Source organism: Pseudarthrobacter sp. HLT1-3, from assembly GCF_059383535.1.
The window spans coordinates 110,436-130,477 of record NZ_JBWZCJ010000013.1 but is presented as its reverse complement, the minus strand read 5'-3'; the positions used below and the strand labels follow the sequence as shown (position 1 = coordinate 130,477).

The window sequence follows — 20,042 nt, the reverse complement described above, 5'->3', positions numbered from 1 at the left end:
ATCTGGACCTTGGCCTTGATCCACTCCGGCTTGCGTTCCACCGGGGTGGCCGCGTTGCGCTGCTCGATCCGCAGCATTTTCCGGCCTTCTGGTGCCAGGGTCACAGTAGAGCTCCTTCATGGGTTGCAACTAGCGCTTCTTCATTGTTGCGCAGTTCTTCGATGATCCGGGACACGAGATCGGCGGGGGTAACATCCCGGCCTGTCTCCTGGGAGATCGTGGTGGTACCGGCGTCGGAAATGCCGCAGGCGATGATCTGGGCGTAGGGCGATAGGTCGTTGTTGCAGTTGATCGCGAAGCCGTGCATCGTGACGCCTTCGTGCACGCGGATGCCGATCGCGGCTATTTTCCGCGCGGGCCCCTTCCCGTCCTGTTCGATCCACACCCCGGCGCGGCCCTTGATCCGGACAGCGGCGATGCCGTAGTCGGCCAGCACGGCGATGATGACGGCTTCGAGTCGCTCCACGTAGTCGCGGATTCCAGCCGGGTTCTTAAGCTTGATGATCGGGTAGCCGATCAGTTGCCCGGGACCGTGCCAGGTGAGCTTGCCGCCGCGATCGACGGCGACCACCGGGGTGCCGTCAAAGGGACGCTCATGGTCTTCGGTGCGTTTACCGGCCGTGTAGACGGCGGCGTGTTCGAGCAAAAGGACCGTGCTGGGGGCAGTGCCGGCGAGGACCCGCTCATGAAGTTCACGCTGGATGTCCCAGCCGCGGGTGTAGTCGACAAAATTCGGGGCGAGACCCAGCTGGGAGAACTCAAGAGTCATGGCATCCAGCTTAGACCCCGGCTGTCACAGCCGCTGATTCTGTGGGCAATCTCACCGCCCTGTGGATAACTTCTGCGGGATTCCGCGCGATCCGCTATTCCTTGGGTATGGACGATTACGAAGGGGCGGCCATTGCGGCGCCCGAGGTTCCCGGCTACGACGTCGGCCGTTGCCTGGGGCGTGGAGGCAGCGCCGCCGTCTGGCTGGTGACGGAACAGTCGACCGGCCGGGAGTACGCGCTGAAATCCTTTTCCGCGGGCAACGGGACCGACCGGCGCGACACGGAGGAGACGGTCCGGCGCGAGGTGAGGATCCTGTCGGCCCTGCAGCACGAGCACCTAGTGCGGGCCCTTGCGGTCCTGCGCGTTCGCGGCAGCCGCCGGCGCAGTTCCGGCGTCGGGAGCGGCCGCGGCGAGGGGGAGACTGACGGCGGCAATGACGGTGTCCATGGTCCTTTGGACGGGGACTTCGGGTTGGTGATGGATTACGCGGCAGGCGGGTCGTTGGAGCAACTGGTGGCCGGGCGGGGAAAGCTGGGGCCGGGGGAGACGGTCACCGTGCTGACCCCGATCGCGCAGGCCCTGGCATATCTGCACAGCCAAGGCTTCACTCACGGCGACGTTTCACCGGGCAATGTATTGTTCACCGCGCACGGGAAACCGCTGCTGGCCGACCTCGGCGTAGCCAGAATGGTGGCGGACGCCAAAGCGGTGGACGAGGCGGGGACCGAGGGCTTTCGTGACCCGGCACCGGTGGACGCCGTCCGGGCCGGACTGCAACCGGAACGCGACGTCTATTCGCTCGCGGCGTTGGGCTGGTTCTGCCTGACAGGGCGCGCCCCCGAGCCTGGTGCGCAGCGGCCGCCGCTTCCCCTGCTGGTTCCCGAAGTTCCACCGGCGCTGACCGCAGCGCTGGAAGCCGGACTGCACGAGGACCGCAGGCTTCGGCCTTCGGCCGCCGAGTTGGGCACCGCCGTTCATCGCAGCGCGGCGGCCGCCCCAGTGGACCTCTCGGTCTCGGTCCACCCCACGGTCATCCCGCAGCTGCTGACCCGGCGTGCCCTTCCTGTGACGCCACGCGCGCGGCGGGCCGAACAGCTCCGGTCCCTTCAGCGCCGATTCACCAAGCCCCGGGGTGCCCGGCCCCTTCCGCCCGCCGGATCTCCCCGACCCGGCCCGGCGCGGTTGGCCGGACAACCCGTCGACCACCCCGTCGAACACCCTGCCGAACACCCTTCCGTTCGTATCGGCGCGCGGCACTCCACCCGCCGGACCTCCTCCGACTCCGGTCCTGCCTGTCCGGAAAGTGTTGCCCGGCCGGAGGAGGGAACAAGGCTGGAAAGCGGGGGCAGCAGGGGCTACCGGGCGGCCGCCGTGGGGCTGGCCCTCAGCGGCGTTCTCGTCACCGCCTGGGCTTTCGCCGGGGCGCCGTTGCCCGCATCCTTCTCGCCCTTTCCCGGAGGGAACTCAGCGGCCGTGCCGGAATCCGCGCCCGCAACCATGTCGCCGACCGTTGCTGCCGCGGCGATTCCTCCGGAGGTGGAGATCCAGCTCGCCTCGCCGGACCCTGCGGAAGCGGTCCACGGGCTGGCCCGGTTGCGGTCCCTGGCGTTCAGCTCGGGGGACTTCGGGCTGTTGGATCAGGTTAACGTCCCGGCGTCATCTGCGGCTGAAGCAGACGGCCGAATCAGCGCCGGGCTTAGGGAGTCCGGCCGGGTCCTGTCCGGCTTCTCCACCGTGCTGTCCCATGTTGCTGCCACCGGCGACAGCGGGAGCCTGCTGGCAGTGGTGGCGGTCAGTGCGGGGACCTCCGCCTACGAAGAACGCGACGCCGCCGGAGTGGTCCTGGCGGACGCTGCCGCCGCGCCGGAACAGCGGCTGCGGTTGGTCCTGCTGCCAGTGGAGGGCCGCTGGCGGATTCAGGACATCCTCCCGGCCGATGACGCTGCCGGAGATACCGCTGGGAGCCAGGACGCAGATGCCTCCGGCGGCTAGGGTCCAGCCCACAGGTCTTCCATCGCTGCAAATGCCGGCGTTGGCGGCTCGCCTCCTGATCGGAGCGTTCCTCGATCACTGCCTCGGAGCCGCGCCAGCGCAGAGGGCCCTGCCGGGGACCGTTGTGCCGCCACCTTCCTGGGATTGCTTCGCTTGAACGCCCGCACGCCGCGGTCAGGCGTGGTGGGCGAGGAAGTGTTCCAGGATGGATTCTGTGAGTGGCTCGTAGAAGATCAGATTGTCGGTGTCTGCGGCACGGAATGAGTGGCCGGCCGTGATGGGGTGCCAGTCCGGGAAGGGGTCCGCGGGCAGTTCCAGTTCCTGTTCTGGATCCGGGCCGGGGTCCGGGGGCAGGCCGCGGTCCAGATCAAAGTCTCTGTCCGGGTCGTCTCTGTCCTGGCCCGGGATCGTGGCTGCGTCCATATCGACGTCGATGCCAGCGTCCGGGACCGGGGCTCCGTCCAGGTCCATGTCTATATCCGGGTCCATGCCGGGGTCCGGGTCCGTGGCCAGGATTCCGGGTGGCCAGTGGGGTGGTTCCCAGTCCTGTTGTTCGCTGGGGTAATACCGTCCGGACGGGGAGGTCCAGCCGGGCGGGGCGTCTTTGCTGGCTCCGGCCGGTGTCCAGGCTGAACTGTGTTTCAGCCCGTGGTGCTTGCGGCACGGCCCGCCGAGGTTGGTGATCCCGGTGGTCCCTCCGTCGGCCCAGGCCAGGAGATGGTCCGCGTCGTTGTCCAGGGAATGGTTGTGACAGCCCGGGAACGGGCACCGGCCATCGCGAAGCCGCAGCCACTGGCGCAGCGCGGGGGGCAGGCGGTAGCTGCTCCTCCCGATTTCCAGCGGCGCCCCGTCCCGCGGGTCCACCAGGACCCGGTAGAACGAGCCGGCGCCGTCGGCGATCAGGCGGCGGGCCATCGAGGGCGGGATCGGCCCGTACCCGTCCAGCATCGCCGGTTCCTCCGTGGCGCCCAGCAGCGAGAACACGGGCACGGTGATCAGGACCTGCGCCCGCGGCGACGGCACACCCCCGCCCGCACCCGCCCCCTCAGCGCCCGCGGCACCATCAGCGCCGGACATGCCGGCGGTGAGGAGCCAGGTCGCGGCGATGTCGGCGCGCAACTGGGTCATAGTGCGTGCCTCGGCCGGGCCCTGCAGGGCGCGGGCCGCGGCGGTGGTCCGGTCCCAGATCCCCGCCGCGGTATCGGCCGGAAGGTACGCGGAGAACCAGGCCATCCCGTCGGTGTCCGGGCGGAACTCGACCCGCCGGTCCGCGACGCACTTGGTGTGGCGTTTTTCGATGCTCTCCCGGTGGTGGCGTTCACGCCAGGTCCGGGCCTTGGCCCGGAGCCGGCCCGGGACGAGTTCCCCGGCCGGGCAGCCCCGGGCCGGGTTAGGGGCGGCCGGGTCCAGGAAGTGCCCCTCCAGCGCCGCCGCCCCCTCCGGGTCCAGGTTCACCGTTTCCTCCACCATGACCCTCGCGTGCGCCCAGGAAATCGTCCCCGCCGTGAGCGCGGCGAGGGTCAGCGGCAACGTCGTCGTCAGCGCCACGCAATCGCCCAGGAACCCGTCCGCGGCCCGTTCACTCACGGTCAGGACACACGCGACCTCCGCGCGCACCGCCATCTCCTGGCCCATGGCATAGTGCAGGGCCGTCGCCGGTGGCGCCACAGCGTCGGCGGCCCGCAGATAGGCCGCGGCCACCCGCACCTTCCACGCAGCGGCCCGAGCCTCCCACCGCGCCATGTCGGCCAGGCTATCCAGGCAATCATCCGCCAGATCCCGCAACGAATCGTCCCACAACGGATCAGCATCCCGGCGGAGACTGGCGCCCGACGGACCAATGTGGCCAGTGCCGGACGGACCAGTCTGATCAGCGCCGCCCGCGGTGACGGAATCCAGCGCCGCAGTCAACGCCGCGACAGCCGCCACCGCCTCCCAGCCCTCCGCAATCCAGTCCGTGCTTTCCATAAACCAAAACTAGCGGGCACCACCGACACTTCTACTAGACCGGCCGCGGGGCACGAGACACCGGCACGGAAGACGCCGGCACGGATGACGCCGGCACGGACGACACCTGGTGACACGGCAGTCGTCAACAGCGGGAAAGCCAAGGGCGGTGGAGCACGGGCCCAGCCTGAGCCCCTCGCCATCCCGTACCGCTCCAAGGTCGCCTTAAGGGCGGTGAAGTCCTGATCTGGCTACGCTACGAGGGAGTCGCGCCCCAACGGCGCGGGGATGCTCAATCCTTCGGGCCGCGTCCGGCCACCCAGGCGGCAGCCTCAGCGAGCGACGGGTGCTGCCATTCAAAGCCCGCTTCGCTCAGGACCGCCGGTTCCATCCGCTGGCTGGAAAGCAGCAGCTCATCGGCGAGCTTGCCCATCACCAGTCGCAGCACCGGCGCGGGGACGCGGAGCACAGCGGGCCGGTGCAGGACTTTGGCCAGCTGCGCAATCAGCGAGTTCACGTCCGCGATCTCCGGCGCGCAAACGTTCACTGGCCCGGACAGCGGGCTACTGAGCAGGAATTCGAAGGCGCCGGCCACATCAGGAAGCGTGATCCAGGGCCAGCACTGCCGGCCGTTGCCCAGCGGTCCGCCTATGCCCAGGCGCAGTAACGGCATCAGCCGTCCCAGAGCACCACCGGTGCGGCTCAAGACGACTCCGGTCCGGGGGGTAACCACCCGGACGCCGGCCGGAGCTTCGTGTGCCGCCGCTTCCCAGTCAGCGCAGATGCCGGCCAAGACCCCGCGACCGGCCGGAGCGTTCTCCCGGAGCACCGCCAGTCCGGCGTCGCCGTAGTAATTGGAGCCCGACTGGCTCAGGAACACCGCCGGCGGCGTGTCCAGCCGCCCCATGGCCGCCGTGATCGTCCGGGTGGCCCCCAGCCGCGAGGTGCGGAGTTCGTTGATGCGGGCGCGGGTCCAGGGCCGGTCTCCGATGCCTGCGCCGGAGAGGTTAATGACGGCGTCCGCACCTTTCAGCGCCAGGTCGTCGATACTTCCTGCCGCGGGGTCCCACTGGAACTCGGACGGTGCGGAGGGCGGCCGCCGGACCAGCGCGCCGACATCGTGTCCGGCGCTGCGCAGGGAGCGGGAAATGGCGGTTCCGATCAGCCCGGAGGCTCCGGCAACTATGATTCGCATGATCCATCTCACCATGCCCGGCACAACCGGGAAACCTCCCGGGCGGGACGGCTGGTCTTGACTATGATCGAACGATGACTTCTTCGAGTTACTTCCGTTTCCCCCACCTGCACGGCGATCTGGTCACTTTCGTGGCTGAGGACGACGTTTGGATCGCGCCCCTCGACGGCGGCCGCGCCTGGCGCGTGTCCTCGCTGCAGCTTCCCGCCCGCAACCCCCGGTTCACCCCGGACGGCAAGCGCCTGGTGTGGACCGTGGTTCAGGGAACGGCCCCGGAAGTTGTCACCGCGAACGTCGACGGCGGCGGCTATCGCCAGCTGAGCTACTTCGGCCACTCCACCACGAAGGTCAAGGGCTTCACCCCCGACGGCGACGTGCTGGTCACGAGCGCCTTCCGGCAGGCTGACAGCCGCCACACCCACGCGTATAGCCTGCCCGTCACCGGCGGCTGGGCCAGTGAACTCCCGCTGGGACCGGTGGAATCCGTCGCCTTCGGACCGGTGGTCGGCGACGAACGCCCCGTGGTCCTGGCCAGTGTGCTCTCCCGCGAGCCCGCCTGGTGGAAGCGCTACCGGGGCGGGGCCGCCGGCAAGCTGTGGATCGACGTCGACGGTAACGGTGAATTCGAGCGGCTCGCCGCCGAGCTGGACGGCAACCTGACCGATCCGATGTGGGTCGACGGCCGGATCGCCTTCCTGTCGGACCACGAGGGCTACGGCAACCTCTACTCGGTGCTGCCCAATGGGTCCGGGCTGCGCCGCCATACGGACCACGAGGACTTCTACGTCCGGCACGCCGCCACCGACGGCAAGCGCATCATTTTCGAATCGGCCGGTGAGCTGTGGCTCCTGCCGGACCTCGGCTCGGACGCCATCAAACTGTCGATTTCGCTGGGATCAGCGGCGCAGGCCCGCCGTGCCGCGCCGCTGAAGCCGTCCAAGCACCTCGGCGAGGTGGTGCCGGACCGCACGGGCGACTCCAGCGCGGTGGAAGCCCACGGCACGTTGCACTGGCTGCGGCACAAGGACGGGCCCTCGCGGGTCCTTGAAGCGACCCCCGGCGTCCGGGCCCGCCTGCCCCGGCCCTTCGGCGAGGGCCGGATCGCCTACGTCGCCGACCACGACGGCGTCGAAGCCCTGTATCTGAAGGCGATCGCCGGACCCGTGGAGCTCGGAAACCAGGGCTCCGGACGAACTGGTCACTTACTGGCTCCGGGACAGACGTCCGCTGCGGCACCGCAGACTGCGGCCACGCCGCAGGAGGAGTCCGACGCGCCCCTGCCCAGCCCCGTCCCGGCCGCAGCACACGCCCGGCCGGGCGCCGTCGCCGCTGTCCCCGCAAGCACGCCGGACCGCGCGGGTGGCATCACCGCGAACACTGCCAGCACGGCCAGCGCCGTCAGCGCCGCCAGCACGCCCGACGTCGCCGGTTCGACAGACGCCGCGGACACCGCGGGCCCGGCGGAAGCGGCACAGCCGGGACAGTCCGATCATCTGGTCAGGATCGACTTCCCCAAGCCGACCCGGGCCAGCACCATCGAGGCCAGCCCGGACGGCAATTGGCTCGCCATCGGCTCCGCCTTCGGTGACATCTACCTGGCGGACACCCGCACCGGAACCCTCTCCCTGGTGGCCAGCATCGGCGAAGGCAGCATCGAAGGTTTCAGCTGGTCTCCGGACTCGGCCTGGCTGGGCTGGTCCGAGCCGGTGACGTCCTTCGGATCCCGCAGCCGGCTGCGCATCACCAAGGTCGACAGCCCGTCCGCCGCCTCCGACGCCGCCGGCGCCGCGGCGGACGGGACACGTGCGATCATCGACGTCACAGACGGGCGCTTCCGCGACGAGTCGCCGTCGTTCACCCCCGATGGCAAGTACCTCGCGTTCCTGTCCAACCGCAGCTTCGATCCGGTGTACGACGGTCACTCCTTCGACCTGTCCTTCCCGAGCCCGATCAAGCCCTACCTCGTGGCCCTCGCCGCGGACACCCCCTCGCCGTTCGGCCCGAACGTTGACCCGCTGGAAGCTCCCGGGGCCGGAACGGACACCGACAACGCCGCCGGCCAGGACCAGGTTCCCGCAGTCCGGGTCGATGCCGAAGGCCTGGCGCACCGTGTCATCAGCGTGCCGGTGCCCCAGGGCAACTACTCCGCCCTCACCGCAACTGCCGGCGCGCTGCTCTGGCTCGACAGCGAACTCTTCGGCGTCACCGGCGAGGGCCGCGCCAGCCTCGAGGACAAGAACGCGGCACCCTGCCTGGTCCGATTCGATCTGGCCCGGCGCAAGACCACCACCATCGTGGACGCCCTGGACAGCTACCGGCTCTCCGGCGACGGCGAAAAGGTCGTCGTCCTGCAGGACAAGCAGATCCGCGTCTCGCCCTCCGGCGCCAAGGCTGACGAGGAGTCCGGCCAGCTGGTCAAGGTCGACCTCAGCCGCATCCGCGTGCAGCTCGATCCGCTCAGCGTCTGGGGCCAGGCCTTCGATGAAGCCTGGCGGCTCCAGCGCGACTTCTTCTGGACCGAAGACATGGCAGGACAGGACTGGGACTCCGTGCACGCCCGCTACCGCCCCATCGTGGACCGGCTCGGCTCGCACGACGACCTCGTGGACCTGCTGTGGGAGCTCCACGGCGAACTGGGCACCTCGCACGCCTACGTCCGTCCGTTCGCCGTCAGCGAAAACGGCAGCAACGGCCAGGGCCGGCTCGGCGCGGATCTGGCCTTCACCGGGGAGGGCTGGGAGGTCACCCGGATCCTCGCCGGCGAGTCCTCCGACCCGCTCGCCACGTCGCCGCTGACCCGCCCGGGCGCCGACGCCAAGACAGGCGACGTCCTGCTGGCGATCGACGGCGTCGAGCTCACCGAGGCACGCACTCCCGCGATGCAGCTGGTCGGCGCGGCCGGACGCGCCGTGGAGCTGACCCTGCGCAACGGTGCCGGGCACGGAAGCCAGGCCGGGAAGCAGCGCCGCGTCGCGGTGGTTCCGGTAAAGGACGAGGAGCGGCTGCGCTACCAGGAATGGGTGACCGCCAACCGCCGCACTGTCCGGCAGGCCTCGCAGGGGACCTTCGGCTACCTGCACATTCCCGACATGATGGCCCACGGCTGGGCCCAGCTGCACCGTGACCTCGACACCGAAACGGCCCTCGACGGACTGATCGTCGATGTCCGCCGCAACCGGGGCGGGCACACCTCACAGCTCGTCGCGGAACTCATCGGGCGCAAGGTCACCGGCTGGAGCATGCCCCGCGGGGAGCGGCCACGGACTTACCCGCACCACGCGCCGCGCGGTCCCGTCATTATCCTGACCGACGAATTCGCCGGTTCCGACGGCGACATCATCACCCAGGTCTCCAAGCTGCGCGGGATCGGGCCGGTCATCGGCACCCGGACCTGGGGCGGCGTCGTCGGCATCGACAACCGCTTCGCCCTGGCCGACGGGACCGGCGTGACCCAGCCGCGCTACGCCACCTGGTTCTCCGGCGGAGTGGGCTGGGGCGTCGAGAACTTCGGTGTGGCGCCTGACATCGAAGTGACTTTCCCGCCGCACGCCTACGCTGCCGGCACCGACCCGCAACTGGAATACGGCATCGGCGCGCTCAAGGAAATGATCCAGGAGCTGCCCACCGACCGGCCGCCGCTGCGCGAAGGCTACCGCCAGGTCCGGCCCGCTCCATTGCCCGCCCGCCAGCCGGCAAGCTAAACGGCGGCCGGGAAGCGAGGCGGCGGGCGGGGCCAGCCGCCTAAACGAGCCAGGCCGCCACCCGCGCCGTGCATCCGCTCAAACCGAAGGCCCCCGTTCCCTGACCAGGGGAACGGGGGCCTTCGGCTTGCAGAGTGAAGGGCTAGGAGACCAGCGTGGCGTCCAGCGTGATCTTGAGGCCGGTGAGCGCGCCCGAGACGGGGCAACCGATCTTGGCTTCCTCGGCGATCCGCTGGAATTCGTTCTCGGTGATCCCGGGAATCCGCGCGCTGACGGTCAGGTGGCTGTCCGTGATGCCGGTGCCGGGCACGAAGGTGACGTCGGCCTTGGTATTGACCTCCTCAGGAGCGTGGCCGGCCTGGGAGAGGGCGAGGCTGAACGCCATGGAGAAGCAGGCCGAGTGCGCTGCGGCGATGAGTTCCTCGGGGCTGGTCTTGCCCTCGGAGGCCTCCGTACGCGCCTTCCAGGTGACGTCGAAGTTGCCCAGCCCGGAGCTGTCCAGCGTGGTGTTGCCGGCGCCGGTCATCAGGTCGCCATTCCAAACAGTGTGTGCGGTGCGTGTTGCTGCCATGTCCACTCCTCAAGAAGATCGTTGAAATCCCACAGATCCGGAGATCCACCGGATCATGTCGCTTCCCATCCTAGGCATTTGGCGCGGCCGCCGCGCCGGTGTCCGCTGTCAGTGGATTGTGCTGTGCTGTCTTGCGGACGACGGCGGCGGCGCACCCCATGTGAGGTGCGCCGCCGCCGTCCGCGTTAGGGGCGGCTTACTGCCAGAGGGTTGCGATGGCCACGTTCAGCAGGGCCAGGCCGCCGACGCTGTGCGCGAGGCCCTTGCCGACGTCCTCGCCCTTCTTGTACTTGCGCCGGCCGATGAAGGCCAGGACACCGACGACCAGGGCAACGGCAAGCTTGACGCCGAGCTTGGCGTAATCCGGATCGGCGAACCTGGGAATCGTCTGCCCCAGGACCGGGATCAGTCCCATCAGGGCGATGCCGGTGAGGAGCTGCAGCATCGCGCCGTCGAACTGGCGCGGGTGGACGGTGGGTTTCTTCATCTGGCCAATCCAGATACCCACGATCATGGCAGCGCCGACAATGTGCAGGAAAACCACGATGTTATAGACAATTTGCATGGCCCCAGTCTAGCCAGAAGGTTCTACGCAGCGTAGTAAGACCCGCCACTGCGACGAGGCAGCCCGAACCGGGCACAGAAACGGCGACGGCGGCACGGCTCCGGTGGTTTCCCAACGGTGTCCGCACCGCCGTCGCCGTCGGTGTTTCTGGTCCTCTGGAGGCTAGAGCCCGAGGTCGGCTTCGAAGGCGCCTTCTTCAAGGCGTGCCTTCAGCGTCTGCAGGAAGCGTCCCGCGTCGGCGCCGTCGACCAGTCGGTGATCGTAGGTCAGGGAGAGGTACATCATCGAACGGATGGCCAGCGAGTCATCGCCGTTTTCGTCGGCGACCACCACGGCGCGCTTGACGATCGCGCCGGTGCCCAGGATGGCGACCTGAGGCTGGTTGATGATCGGGGTGTCGAACAGGGCGCCCACGGAACCGATGTTGGTGATGCTGAAGGTTCCGCCGGAGAGCTCGTCCGGACCGATCTTGCCGTTGCGGGTGCGGTCTGCGACGTCGGCGATCTTGCCGGCCAGGCCGGCAAGGTTCAGGTTGCCGGCGTCGTTGATGACCGGAACCAGCAGGCCCTTATCCGTGTCCACCGCAATCGCCAGGTGCTCGGCGTTGTGGTAGGTGATCTCCTGCTTGTCCTCGTCGTAGGAGGCGTTGACCTTCGGGTGCTGCTTCAGGGCCTCGGCGACGGCCTTGGCGATGAAGGGCAAGAAGGTCAGCTTGGAGCCGTTCTGGGCCAGGAAGGAGTTCTTGGCCTTGGCACGCAGCTTGGCGACCTTGGTCATGTCCACCTCGTGCACCTGGGTCAGCTGGGTGGAGATGTCCAGCGACTCGCGCATCCGGCGGGCGATGACCTGGCGGATCCGCGGGGCCTTCTGCACGGTGCCGCGCAGCGAGGACAGGTCAGCGGACGGACGCGCGGCCGGAGCGGCGGACGGTGCGGCCGCCGCGGGAGCCGGGGCTGCCTTGGCTTCCGCTGCTGCCAGCACGTCCTGCTTGCGGATGCGGCCACCGACGCCGGTGCCGCTCAGCGAGGAGATGTCCACGCCCTGCTGATTGGCCAGCTTGCGGACCAGCGGAGTGACGTAGCCGGACTCGGCCGCCGGGGCAGCTGACGCCGCCGGGGCTGCGGGAGCGGCCGGTGCGGCATCCTTGGCCGGTGCAGCGGGGGCCTCCTGCTTGGGAGCTTCCTGCTTCGGTGCCTCGGCCGGAGCAGTTTCCGGAGCAGCTTCCTGGGCCGGTGCTTCCTTGGGCGCTGCTGCTTCTTTCGGAGCTTCAGGGGCTGGAGCCGCAGCTGGGGCAGCTGCGCCGGAACCGATCACGGCGAGGACGGAGCCGACCTCGGCCGTTTCATCCTCGGCGACGCGGATTTCCTGCAGGGTGCCCGCGACCGGGGACGGGATTTCGGTGTCGACCTTGTCGGTGGAAACCTCGAGCAGCGGCTCGTCGACCTCGACGGTGTCACCAATGCTCTTGAGCCAGCGCGTGACGGTGCCTTCGGTAACGCTCTCGCCCAGGGCGGGGAGCGTCACCTCGTGGCTTTCTTCGGCAGGAGCGGCTTCGGCGGGAGCCGCGGCTGCGGGAGCCTCAGCTTCCGGGGCCGGGGCCTCGGCGGCCGACGGCGCTGCGGCGGCGGGTGCTTCAGCTTCCGGGGCCGGTGCTTCCTCGGCCGGGGCCTCGGCGGCGGGGGCTTCGGCGGTGCCTGCGGAACCCGAGCCGTCGCCGATGCGCACCAGCGGCGCGCCAACTTCAGCAGTCTCGTCTTCGGCGACGAGGATTTCCTCGATCACGCCGGCGATCGGAGAGGGGATCTCGGTGTCTACTTTGTCGGTGGAAACCTCGAGCAGCGGCTCGTCCACCTCTACCCGGTCACCTACCTGCTTGAGCCAGCGGGTGACGGTTCCTTCGGTGACACTCTCACCGAGGGCGGGCAAGTTAACGGATTCAGACATGTCGTCCCCGTTCTCCTTATTGATCTTTAGTGCGGATGATTGCTGCCTTGGTCGAGCTTAGTGCACCCGGCATTTCGGGCCGGGTGCACTCAGCTCTGAGTCTTGCGGTGGTGCGGGCGGAACTGCTAGCCGTGCAGGGCCTTGCCGGCCAGAGCCAGGTGGGCCTCGCCCAGGGACTCGTTCTGGGTCGGGTGTGCGTGGACCAGCTGGGCCACGTCCTCCGGGTAGGCTTCCCAGTTCACGATCAGCTGGGCCTCGCCGACCTGCTCGCCCATCCGGGCGCCGATCATGTGGACGCCGATTACGGGGCCGTCCTTCTGGCGGACCAGCTTGACCAGGCCGCTGGTGCCCAGGATGGAGCTCTTGCCGTTGCCAGCGAGGTTGTATTCCTGGGTCTGGATCTGGTCGTCACCGAACTTGGCTTTCGCGGCCTTCTCGGAGTAGCCCACCGTGGCGATTTCCGGCTCGGAGTAGGTGACCTTGGGGATGTTGATGTCTTCGACGACGACGGGCTTCAAGCCGGCGATTTCTTCGGCGACGAAGATGCCCTGCTGGTAGCCGCGGTGCGCGAGCTGGACGCCGGGAACGATGTCGCCCACGGCGAAGACGTTGCCAACACCGGTGTGCAGGCGCTCGTTGGTGATGACGAAGCCGCGGTCGATGGTGATCCCGGCCTCTTCGTAGCCGAGGTTCGCGGTGACCGGGCCGCGGCCGACGGCGACGAGCATCAGGTCCGCTTCGAAGGTCTTGCCGTCCACCAGGGTGACCTTGACGCCGTCGTCGTTCTGCTCAACGCCCTGGAAGAAGGTGCCGGTGGAGAACTTAATGCCGCGCTTCTTGAAGGCGCGCTCAAAGGCCTTGACGATCGTGGCGTCCTCGTTCGGTACCAGCGAGGGCAGGCCCTCGATGATGGTGACGTCGACTCCGAAGGACTTCCAGACGGAGGCGAACTCGACGCCGATCACGCCGCCGCCGAGGATGATGGCGCTCTTGGGGATGAAATCCATGGTGAGGGCTTCGTCGGAGGTGACGACCTTGCCGCCGATTTCCAGGCCCGGCAGTGAGCGGGAGTAGGAGCCGGTCGCGAGGACAATGTTCTTGCCCTTGTACGCGGTGCCGTTCACGACGACGGTGTCGGTGCCCTGGAGCTTGCCCTCGCCCTCGATGACGGTGATGCCCTTTTTGCCCTTGATCAGGCCCTGCAGGCCCTTGAACTTGCCGGCGATGATGCCGTCTTTGTAGGCGTTGACAGCGGTGATGTCGATGCTGTCCAGAGTGACGTTGACGCCGTACTTCGCCGAGTCACGGGCGTGGTCGGCCAGTTCCGCGGAGTGCAGCAGGGCCTTGGTGGGGATGCAGCCGTTGTGCAGGCAGGTACCGCCGAGCTTTCCCTTTTCGATCAGGCCAACGGTGAGGCCCAGCTGGACGGCACGCAGGGCAGTTGCGTAGCCGCCACTGCCGCCGCCGAGTACCAGGATGTCGAATTCTTGCGCAGTTGCCTGATCGGCCACTAAAACGCTCCCTCGCGTGAACGATGACACGAGAGTACGCATCATCTGGTCTTGGAACTTCCTTGCCGTGATTATGCCAGCAGGAACGTTCCCTTTCATTTGGAACTACCGCAGTTCACCTTAGCGAACCACTAATACATGCTCCACCTTGCCATAGCGTTTGTGGAGCCCTTGTGTCCAGAGTCACGCGGCCCGGGACGGGGGACCAGCCCCCGTCCCGGGCCGCGTGAACGCCGGGCGGATGGGGTCAGGCGGTTTTGGCCAGGATGTCCTCGACATAGGCCACGAGCGTGCGCACGGTGCAGCCCGTGCCCTGCTTGTGGTTGTAGCCGTACGGGCTGCCGTTGTTGAACGAAGGGCCGGCGATGTCGATGTGGGCCCAGGGGATCTGCTCGCCGTCCTTGCCCTTGCCGACGAATTCGCGCAGGAAAACGGCTGCCGTCATCATGCCGCCGTGGCGTTCGCCGATGTTGGCGATATCCGCAACCTGCGAGTCGAGGCTGGAGCGCAGCTCTTCGGGCAGCGGCATCGGCCAGACCAGCTCGCCGGCGCGGTCGGCTGCGGCCTTGATCGGGCCGGTGACGGAGTCGGAGCCCATGACGCCGGCGGTGCGGTTCCCGAGGGCGATCAGCTGCGCGCCGGTGAGCGTGGCGACGTCGATGATGGCGTCCGGGAACTCCTGGCTGGCGGCGACGATGCCGTCCGCCATGACCAGCCGGCCCTCGGCGTCGGTGTTGAGGACCTCGACGGTTTTGCCGCCGAACATGGTCAGCACGTCCGCCGGGCGCTGGGCAGCGCCGGAGGGCATGTTCTCGGCGATGCAGAGCCAGGCGGTCGCCTTGACGGGCAGCCCGAGCCCGGCGATCGCCAGCACGGTGTTAAGGACGACGGCGGCGCCGGCCATGTCGGACTTCATGTCGCCCATGCCCAGGTGCGGCTTGAGCGAGATCCCGCCGGTGTCGAAGGTGATGCCCTTGCCCACGAGGGCGATCTTGGCGGTGGCCCTGGCGGGGGAGTATTCGACTTTTACCAGGCGCGGCTGCCGGGTGGAACCCTTGCCGACGCCGAGGATCCCGCCGAAGCCTTCCTTTTCCAGTCGCTTCTCGTCCCAGACGGTCACCTTGACGGGCAGGCCCTTGGACAGTTCCTTGGCCGCTTCCGCGAAGGATTCGGGGAAGAGGTGGCTTGGCGGCTGGTTAACCAGCGAGCGGGTCGCGTTGACTGCCTTGCCGATCAGGGCGGCGCGGTCCAGGACCGGCTTCAGGGCCTTGTCGGCGGCAAAATCGGTGATGATCAGAACGTTTTTCACCGGATCCTTCAGGCCGTCCATGGAGGAGCGGTATTCGGTGAAGGAGTAGGCGCCCATCGCCGCGCCCTCGGCGACGGCCGCGACGTCGCCCAGTGACGACGTCGGGAGGGCCAGTGCGACGGTGCCGACGCCGGCAAGCTGGCGGACCGCCGAGCCGGCGGCGCGGCGGAGGGTTTCCTCGGTGAGCGGCTGCGCCGCGGACACCTTGCCGACGCCGGCGAGCACGAGGATCTTCGCTCCCGCTTCGGCCAGGCCCGGGAGGCGGTGCGCCTGGTCGGCTGCCCCGGTGATGCCAAGAACACTCAGTGATTCCGCCAGGGCTTCGGCGGCCTTGGCCGTCAGCGGGTTGCTGAGCAGGACGGGACCGTCCGTGCCCTGGCCCACGCCTATGACGAGGGCATCGCTGGGGGACCTCTTCAGGTCTCCGGCGACTGCACTAAGTTTGACTTCAGTATTCTTGACCACGAGGGAAGTCCTCAATTCTTTGAGTGTTTCAGCAGGAACTGCATGTTCGGCGCCCTGCCATGGAACCTGGGCCACTGTCGGAATGAGACGTAACCCGGGCGTCTTCAAGCCGTCATAAGGCCAGTTCCGATCGTAGTCTCTCCCCGGCGCGGGTGTTCAATTGAATGAGAGCTGGCGCACACCCCGGGCAGGAATGCGCCCGCCCTCCGGCGTGTTGTACCCGGTATCAAGGCCGCAGCCCCGCAGGGTCCGTCCGGCCGCACCCATGACTACTACGAAAGGAACATGCCGTGATTGAACGGATTTCCGGCTCCTTGCTGGACCCCGAATCGCTTTACCTGCGTGATGACGCGCTGTTCCACAGCCCCGAACTGCGCGGACTGAACCTCGTCATGGGATTCACCGGATTCGCCGACGCAGGGCACGTCGTCCGGCAGATCACCGCCGAAATGCTGGACACCCTCGAATCCGAAATGGTTGCCGAGTTCGACGCCGACCAGCTGATCGACTACCGCTCACGCCGCCCGCAGATCAGCTTCGTCGAGGACCACCTGCAGGATTACCAGGCGCCCCGTCTGGCGCTGTACCGGCTGGTCGATGGGCTCGGGAGTCCGTTCCTGCTGCTGGCCGGGTTTGAACCTGACCTGCAATGGGAGCGGTTCGCCCGCGCTGTCGTCGGCATCGTCGGGGAGCTTGACGTCAACCTCGTGACCTGGATCCATTCCATCCCCATGCCGGTGCCGCACACCCGGCCGGTCGGCGTCACGGTGCACGGCAACCGGCCGGACCTCATCGAGGGCATTTCGGTCTGGAAGCCCACCGTCGAGGTGCCTGCCGCCGTCGGACACATCCTCGAATTGCGGCTCACGGAAGCCGGGCGCAATGTTGCCGGCTATGTCATGCACGTGCCGCACTACCTGGCCGACGCCGAATACCCGACGGCCGCCGTCGCCGGCCTCGAATACCTCGGGGCGGCCACCTCGCTGATGCTGCCCACCGACCGGCTCCGCGAAGCCGGCCGGGAAGTCGGGCGCCAGATCGCCGAACAGATTGACGCCTCGGAAGAGGTGCAGCAGGTGGTTTCCCGGCTCGAGACCCGCTACGACGAGAACGCCGAAGGCACCGTACGCCGGTCGCTGCTCGCCGACGCGAACGACCAGCTGCCCAACGCGGACGCCCTGGGCGCCGCGGTGGAAGCGTACCTCCGCACGGAACCCCGGGAATAAGTAGTATTTGTCCGTCCGCTGGCATACTGGGCTGGTGACCTCACCCCGCGCCTGGCTGATCTGGATCATCGGGATCTTCGCGTACCTCGTGGCGGTCAGCCAGCGGACGTCGTTCGGTGTGGTGGGAATCGAAGCCACGGAACGCTTCCAGGCCAGCGCCGCGGAAATTTCCTTCTTCACCGTGCTGCAGCTGCTCGTCTACGCGGCCCTGCAGATTCCCGTCGGCATCCTCGTGGACCGCTTCGGCTCCCGGGCGATGATCGCCGGCGGGGGACTGCTGATGGGACTGGGCCAGCTCCAGCTCGCATTCGCCGACACCATCCCCGGAGGCGTGCTGGGCCGGGTGCTGGTGGGCGCCGGCGACGCCATGACCTTTATCGCCGTGATCCGGCTGATCCCGCTCTGGTTCGCCCCGGCCCGCGTCCCGCTGCTCACCCAGCTCACCGGGATGTCCGGCCAGCTGGGCCAGCTCATCAGCGTGGTGCCGTTCGCCATGGTCCTGCACCTCGCCGGCTGGACCCCCGCCTTCCTCACGCTGGCGGCCCTGTCCGCCCTTGCCCTGGTCCTCGTGCTGGTCCTGCTGCAGGACCGTCCACCCGGGCACCCAGCACCCGGACCGGCCCCGGGGCTGCGCGCCACCGGGGTCACGCTGGCCCAGGCCTGGCGGCAGCCCGGCACCAGGCTGGGACTGTGGAGCCACTTCACCGTCCAGTTCAGCGGCACCGTCTTCGCGATGACCTGGGGCTACCCGTTCCTGATTTCCGCCCAGGGCCTGGACACCGCAACCGTTTCGGCGCTGATGGCGCTGTATGTGGCCACGGCGATCGCTTCCGGGCCCCTGATGGGCAGCTTCGTCGCCCGGCATCCGCTGCGGCGTTCCACCATGGTGCTGCTGATCGCTGCCGCCACCGCCGCGGCCTGGGCGGCGGTTCTGCTGATCCCTGGCCGTTCGCCGCTGTGGCTGCTGGCCGGGCTCGTGGTGGTACTCGCCATCGGCGGGCCCGGATCCATGATCGGCTTCGACTTCGCCCGTACCTTTAACCCGGCGCACCGGATCGGCACCGCCACCGGCATCGTGAACGTTGGCGGCTTTATCGCCTCGCTCATCGCCATTTACCTGATCGGCCTGGTCCTGGACGTCCTGTACGCCACCGGCTTTTCCCAGGGCGTGCTCTACGGGCTGGATCCGTTCCGGATCGCCCTGAGTGTGCAGCTTCTGCTGCTGGCCGGGGGAGCGGGCGCCGTCATGGTCATCCGCCGGAAAGTGCGGAGGCAGATGGCGGCCCAAGGCGTCGTGGTGCCTCCGCTGCTGGCGACGCTTGCCGAACGGCGGCGGCTCAGCGCGGAGCGGCGCCGCACGCCCTGACCCCGGCGCCCCACACCCTGTGCTGGGCGCGGGCCGCCGGCCGGGGTTATCCACATAGCAGGAGCCGGCCCTGACGCGGGTCCGCACGGACCGGGAAGCTTGCTTCATGACAGCCCCCGAACATCTGAGAATCACCGGCCCGGAGGACATCCTCGGGTTCATCCCACATTCCCTGGGGTACTGGCCCGCCCACAGCCTCGTGGCCATGACCCTGCAGGGCAAACGGCTCGGAGCCACGCTCAGGGTCGACCTTCCCGGCGAAGGCGGCAATACGGACCCTCCCAGCCCCGCCGGACTCCCCGACTTTGCCCAGTCCATTGCGTCCTACCTGGAAGCCGACGAGGACGCGGACGGTTCGCTGCTTGCCCTGTTCACCGAAACTGACGGGGACGGCACGACGTGGGCGGGGCTCCTGTCCGAGCTTGAAAGCGCGCTTGCCGAGGCTGGGATGCCGGTGCGGGACGTCTGGCTCGTGGGGGCCGAGTACTGGCGCAATGCCCATTGCATCGACCCGTCGTGCTGCGCACCGCCGGGGCGCCCGATCGAGGAAATCAGGAACAGCAGGCTCAACGCTGAGATGGTCTTCCGCGGCAGCACCATCGGGGCGCCCCCGGGAACGACACCACTTACGCCGCCGGGGGCCGCGGATCCTGAGGTTCTGGAGGCCGAGCGTGACTGGGCCGAGCTGTTCGCCTCGTGCACGTGCGACAGGAACCAGTTTGGCCAGGTCATGGACGTCTGGGCCAGGGTCCTGCACGCCCCGACGCCGGAGCAGAAGTTTACGGCCGCACTGACGGGCTATCTGCGCGCGTCCCTGTGTGTGCCACCGTGGCGCGACGCGGTCCTCGTGATGGCGGCCGCCGGGGCGGAGGCAGCGGAGCGGGGAGCCGAGGACTTCGGCGTTTTCGACGGAAAGACTCCGATGGAGTCATGGTTCGGTTCGCTGCCTGACTCCGCGAGGCACTGGAGGTCTCTGGCGCCGTTGCCGCCGCTGGAAGGCTTCCCGCCACTGTCCCCGCCGCCGAAGCTTGGCTATGGCTCGGAGGGCAACAGCGGCCGCGCCGGCGACGCCCCGCCTCCAGAGGTGCCCGGCTATGGCGAAGTACTGCTGGGGCTGGCACCCCCGCTGCCGGACTGGACCTCATTGGCACGTCTGGAGCGGGTACTGGAGCAGTTGGGTGCCGGCGGCGAGGCAGCAGCCGCCGCGCTGACCGGGCGGGGCTGGATTGAGTGGTGCCGCGGCAAGGGATCCTTCGCACACGCATTGTTCAGCCGCGCCAGTGAGGAGCAGCCGGGCTACCGGCTGGCCGAGCTGCTCGGTGAGCTGGTCCGCCGCGGGACGCTCTGCGGCTGGGCGGGCAGAAGGGAGGCCGCCTGGCAACGGTTCGAACCGGACGTGGCCTGAGGCCTGCTGGCGCTGACCTGCATGCGCTGACCTGCATGCGCTGACCTGCCGCGGCGACTCCCCGGAAAAGGATG

General features: G+C 68.5%; 13 protein-coding genes and 1 pseudogene. 5 read left to right on the top strand and 9 right to left on the bottom strand.

The annotated features are described in order from the left end of the window. A pseudogene (locus tag AC50X9_RS12895) lies at positions 1 to 104 on the bottom strand (lipoyl synthase); the annotation flags it as partial. Beyond that, positions 101 to 769 (bottom strand): lipoyl(octanoyl) transferase LipB, encoded by a 669-nt coding sequence (lipB, locus tag AC50X9_RS12890; RefSeq protein WP_494894156.1) that lies wholly within the window; start codon positions 767 to 769, stop codon positions 101 to 103. The pseudogene AC50X9_RS12895 and the gene lipB, both read right to left, overlap by 4 nt. A gap of 107 nt (positions 770 to 876) precedes the next feature. Between lipB and AC50X9_RS12885 the strand changes: the two genes are divergently transcribed. Continuing rightward, positions 877 to 2,763 carry a serine/threonine-protein kinase gene (locus AC50X9_RS12885; RefSeq protein WP_494894155.1) on the top strand — a complete coding sequence of 629 codons (1,887 nt, stop codon included), beginning with the start codon at positions 877 to 879 and terminating at the stop codon, positions 2,761 to 2,763. Positions 2,764 to 2,937: 174 nt separating this feature from the next. Here AC50X9_RS12885 and AC50X9_RS12880 read toward each other — a convergent pair whose 3' ends face one another. Together AC50X9_RS12880 and AC50X9_RS12875 are read right to left on the bottom strand one after the other, a co-directional pair. Further along, positions 2,938 to 4,731, bottom strand: coding sequence for an HNH endonuclease signature motif containing protein (locus AC50X9_RS12880; protein ID WP_494894154.1), 1,794 nt, complete (start codon positions 4,729 to 4,731; stop codon positions 2,938 to 2,940). 271 nt (positions 4,732 to 5,002) lie between these two features. Then, positions 5,003 to 5,905, bottom strand: coding sequence for a TIGR01777 family oxidoreductase (locus AC50X9_RS12875; protein WP_494894153.1), 903 nt, complete (start codon positions 5,903 to 5,905; stop codon positions 5,003 to 5,005). Positions 5,906 to 5,979: 74 nt separating this feature from the next. Here AC50X9_RS12875 and AC50X9_RS12870 point away from each other — a divergent pair, with 74 nt between their 5' ends. Continuing rightward, on the top strand, positions 5,980 to 9,606 hold the full coding sequence (locus AC50X9_RS12870; RefSeq protein ID WP_494894152.1) for a S41 family peptidase: 3,627 nt from the start codon (positions 5,980 to 5,982) through the stop codon (positions 9,604 to 9,606). 142 nt (positions 9,607 to 9,748) lie between these two features. Here AC50X9_RS12870 and AC50X9_RS12865 read toward each other — a convergent pair whose 3' ends face one another. The 5 genes from AC50X9_RS12865 to AC50X9_RS12845 form a co-directional block, all read right to left on the bottom strand. Next, entirely contained in the window at positions 9,749 to 10,177 is a 429-nt protein-coding gene (locus AC50X9_RS12865; RefSeq protein WP_494894151.1) for an OsmC family protein, read from the bottom strand. Positions 10,178 to 10,373: 196 nt separating this feature from the next. Further along, positions 10,374 to 10,742 (bottom strand): hypothetical protein, encoded by a 369-nt coding sequence (locus AC50X9_RS12860; RefSeq protein ID WP_494894150.1) that lies wholly within the window; start codon positions 10,740 to 10,742, stop codon positions 10,374 to 10,376. A gap of 162 nt (positions 10,743 to 10,904) precedes the next feature. Further along, positions 10,905 to 12,686 (bottom strand): 2-oxoglutarate dehydrogenase, E2 component, dihydrolipoamide succinyltransferase, encoded by a 1,782-nt coding sequence (gene sucB / locus AC50X9_RS12855; RefSeq protein ID WP_494894149.1) that lies wholly within the window; start codon positions 12,684 to 12,686, stop codon positions 10,905 to 10,907. Positions 12,687 to 12,811: 125 nt separating this feature from the next. Further along, positions 12,812 to 14,197 carry a dihydrolipoyl dehydrogenase gene (lpdA, locus tag AC50X9_RS12850; RefSeq protein ID WP_494894148.1) on the bottom strand — a complete coding sequence of 462 codons (1,386 nt, stop codon included), beginning with the start codon at positions 14,195 to 14,197 and terminating at the stop codon, positions 12,812 to 12,814. A gap of 247 nt (positions 14,198 to 14,444) precedes the next feature. Beyond that, positions 14,445 to 15,971 (bottom strand): leucyl aminopeptidase, encoded by a 1,527-nt coding sequence (locus AC50X9_RS12845; protein WP_494894147.1) that lies wholly within the window; start codon positions 15,969 to 15,971, stop codon positions 14,445 to 14,447. Positions 15,972 to 16,261: 290 nt separating this feature from the next. Between AC50X9_RS12845 and AC50X9_RS12840 the strand changes: the two genes are divergently transcribed. From AC50X9_RS12840 to AC50X9_RS12830, 3 genes are all read left to right on the top strand, one after another. Further along, positions 16,262 to 17,197, top strand: coding sequence for a proteasome assembly chaperone family protein (locus AC50X9_RS12840; protein ID WP_494894146.1), 936 nt, complete (start codon positions 16,262 to 16,264; stop codon positions 17,195 to 17,197). A gap of 34 nt (positions 17,198 to 17,231) precedes the next feature. Next, positions 17,232 to 18,563, top strand: a complete 1,332-nt coding sequence (locus AC50X9_RS12835) for an MFS transporter (RefSeq protein ID WP_494894145.1) — start codon at positions 17,232 to 17,234, stop codon at positions 18,561 to 18,563. Between the two features lie 106 nt (positions 18,564 to 18,669). Further along, on the top strand, positions 18,670 to 19,968 hold the full coding sequence (locus tag AC50X9_RS12830) for a DUF4192 family protein (protein ID WP_494894144.1): 1,299 nt from the start codon (positions 18,670 to 18,672) through the stop codon (positions 19,966 to 19,968). The last annotated feature ends 74 nt before the right edge of the window (positions 19,969 to 20,042 follow it).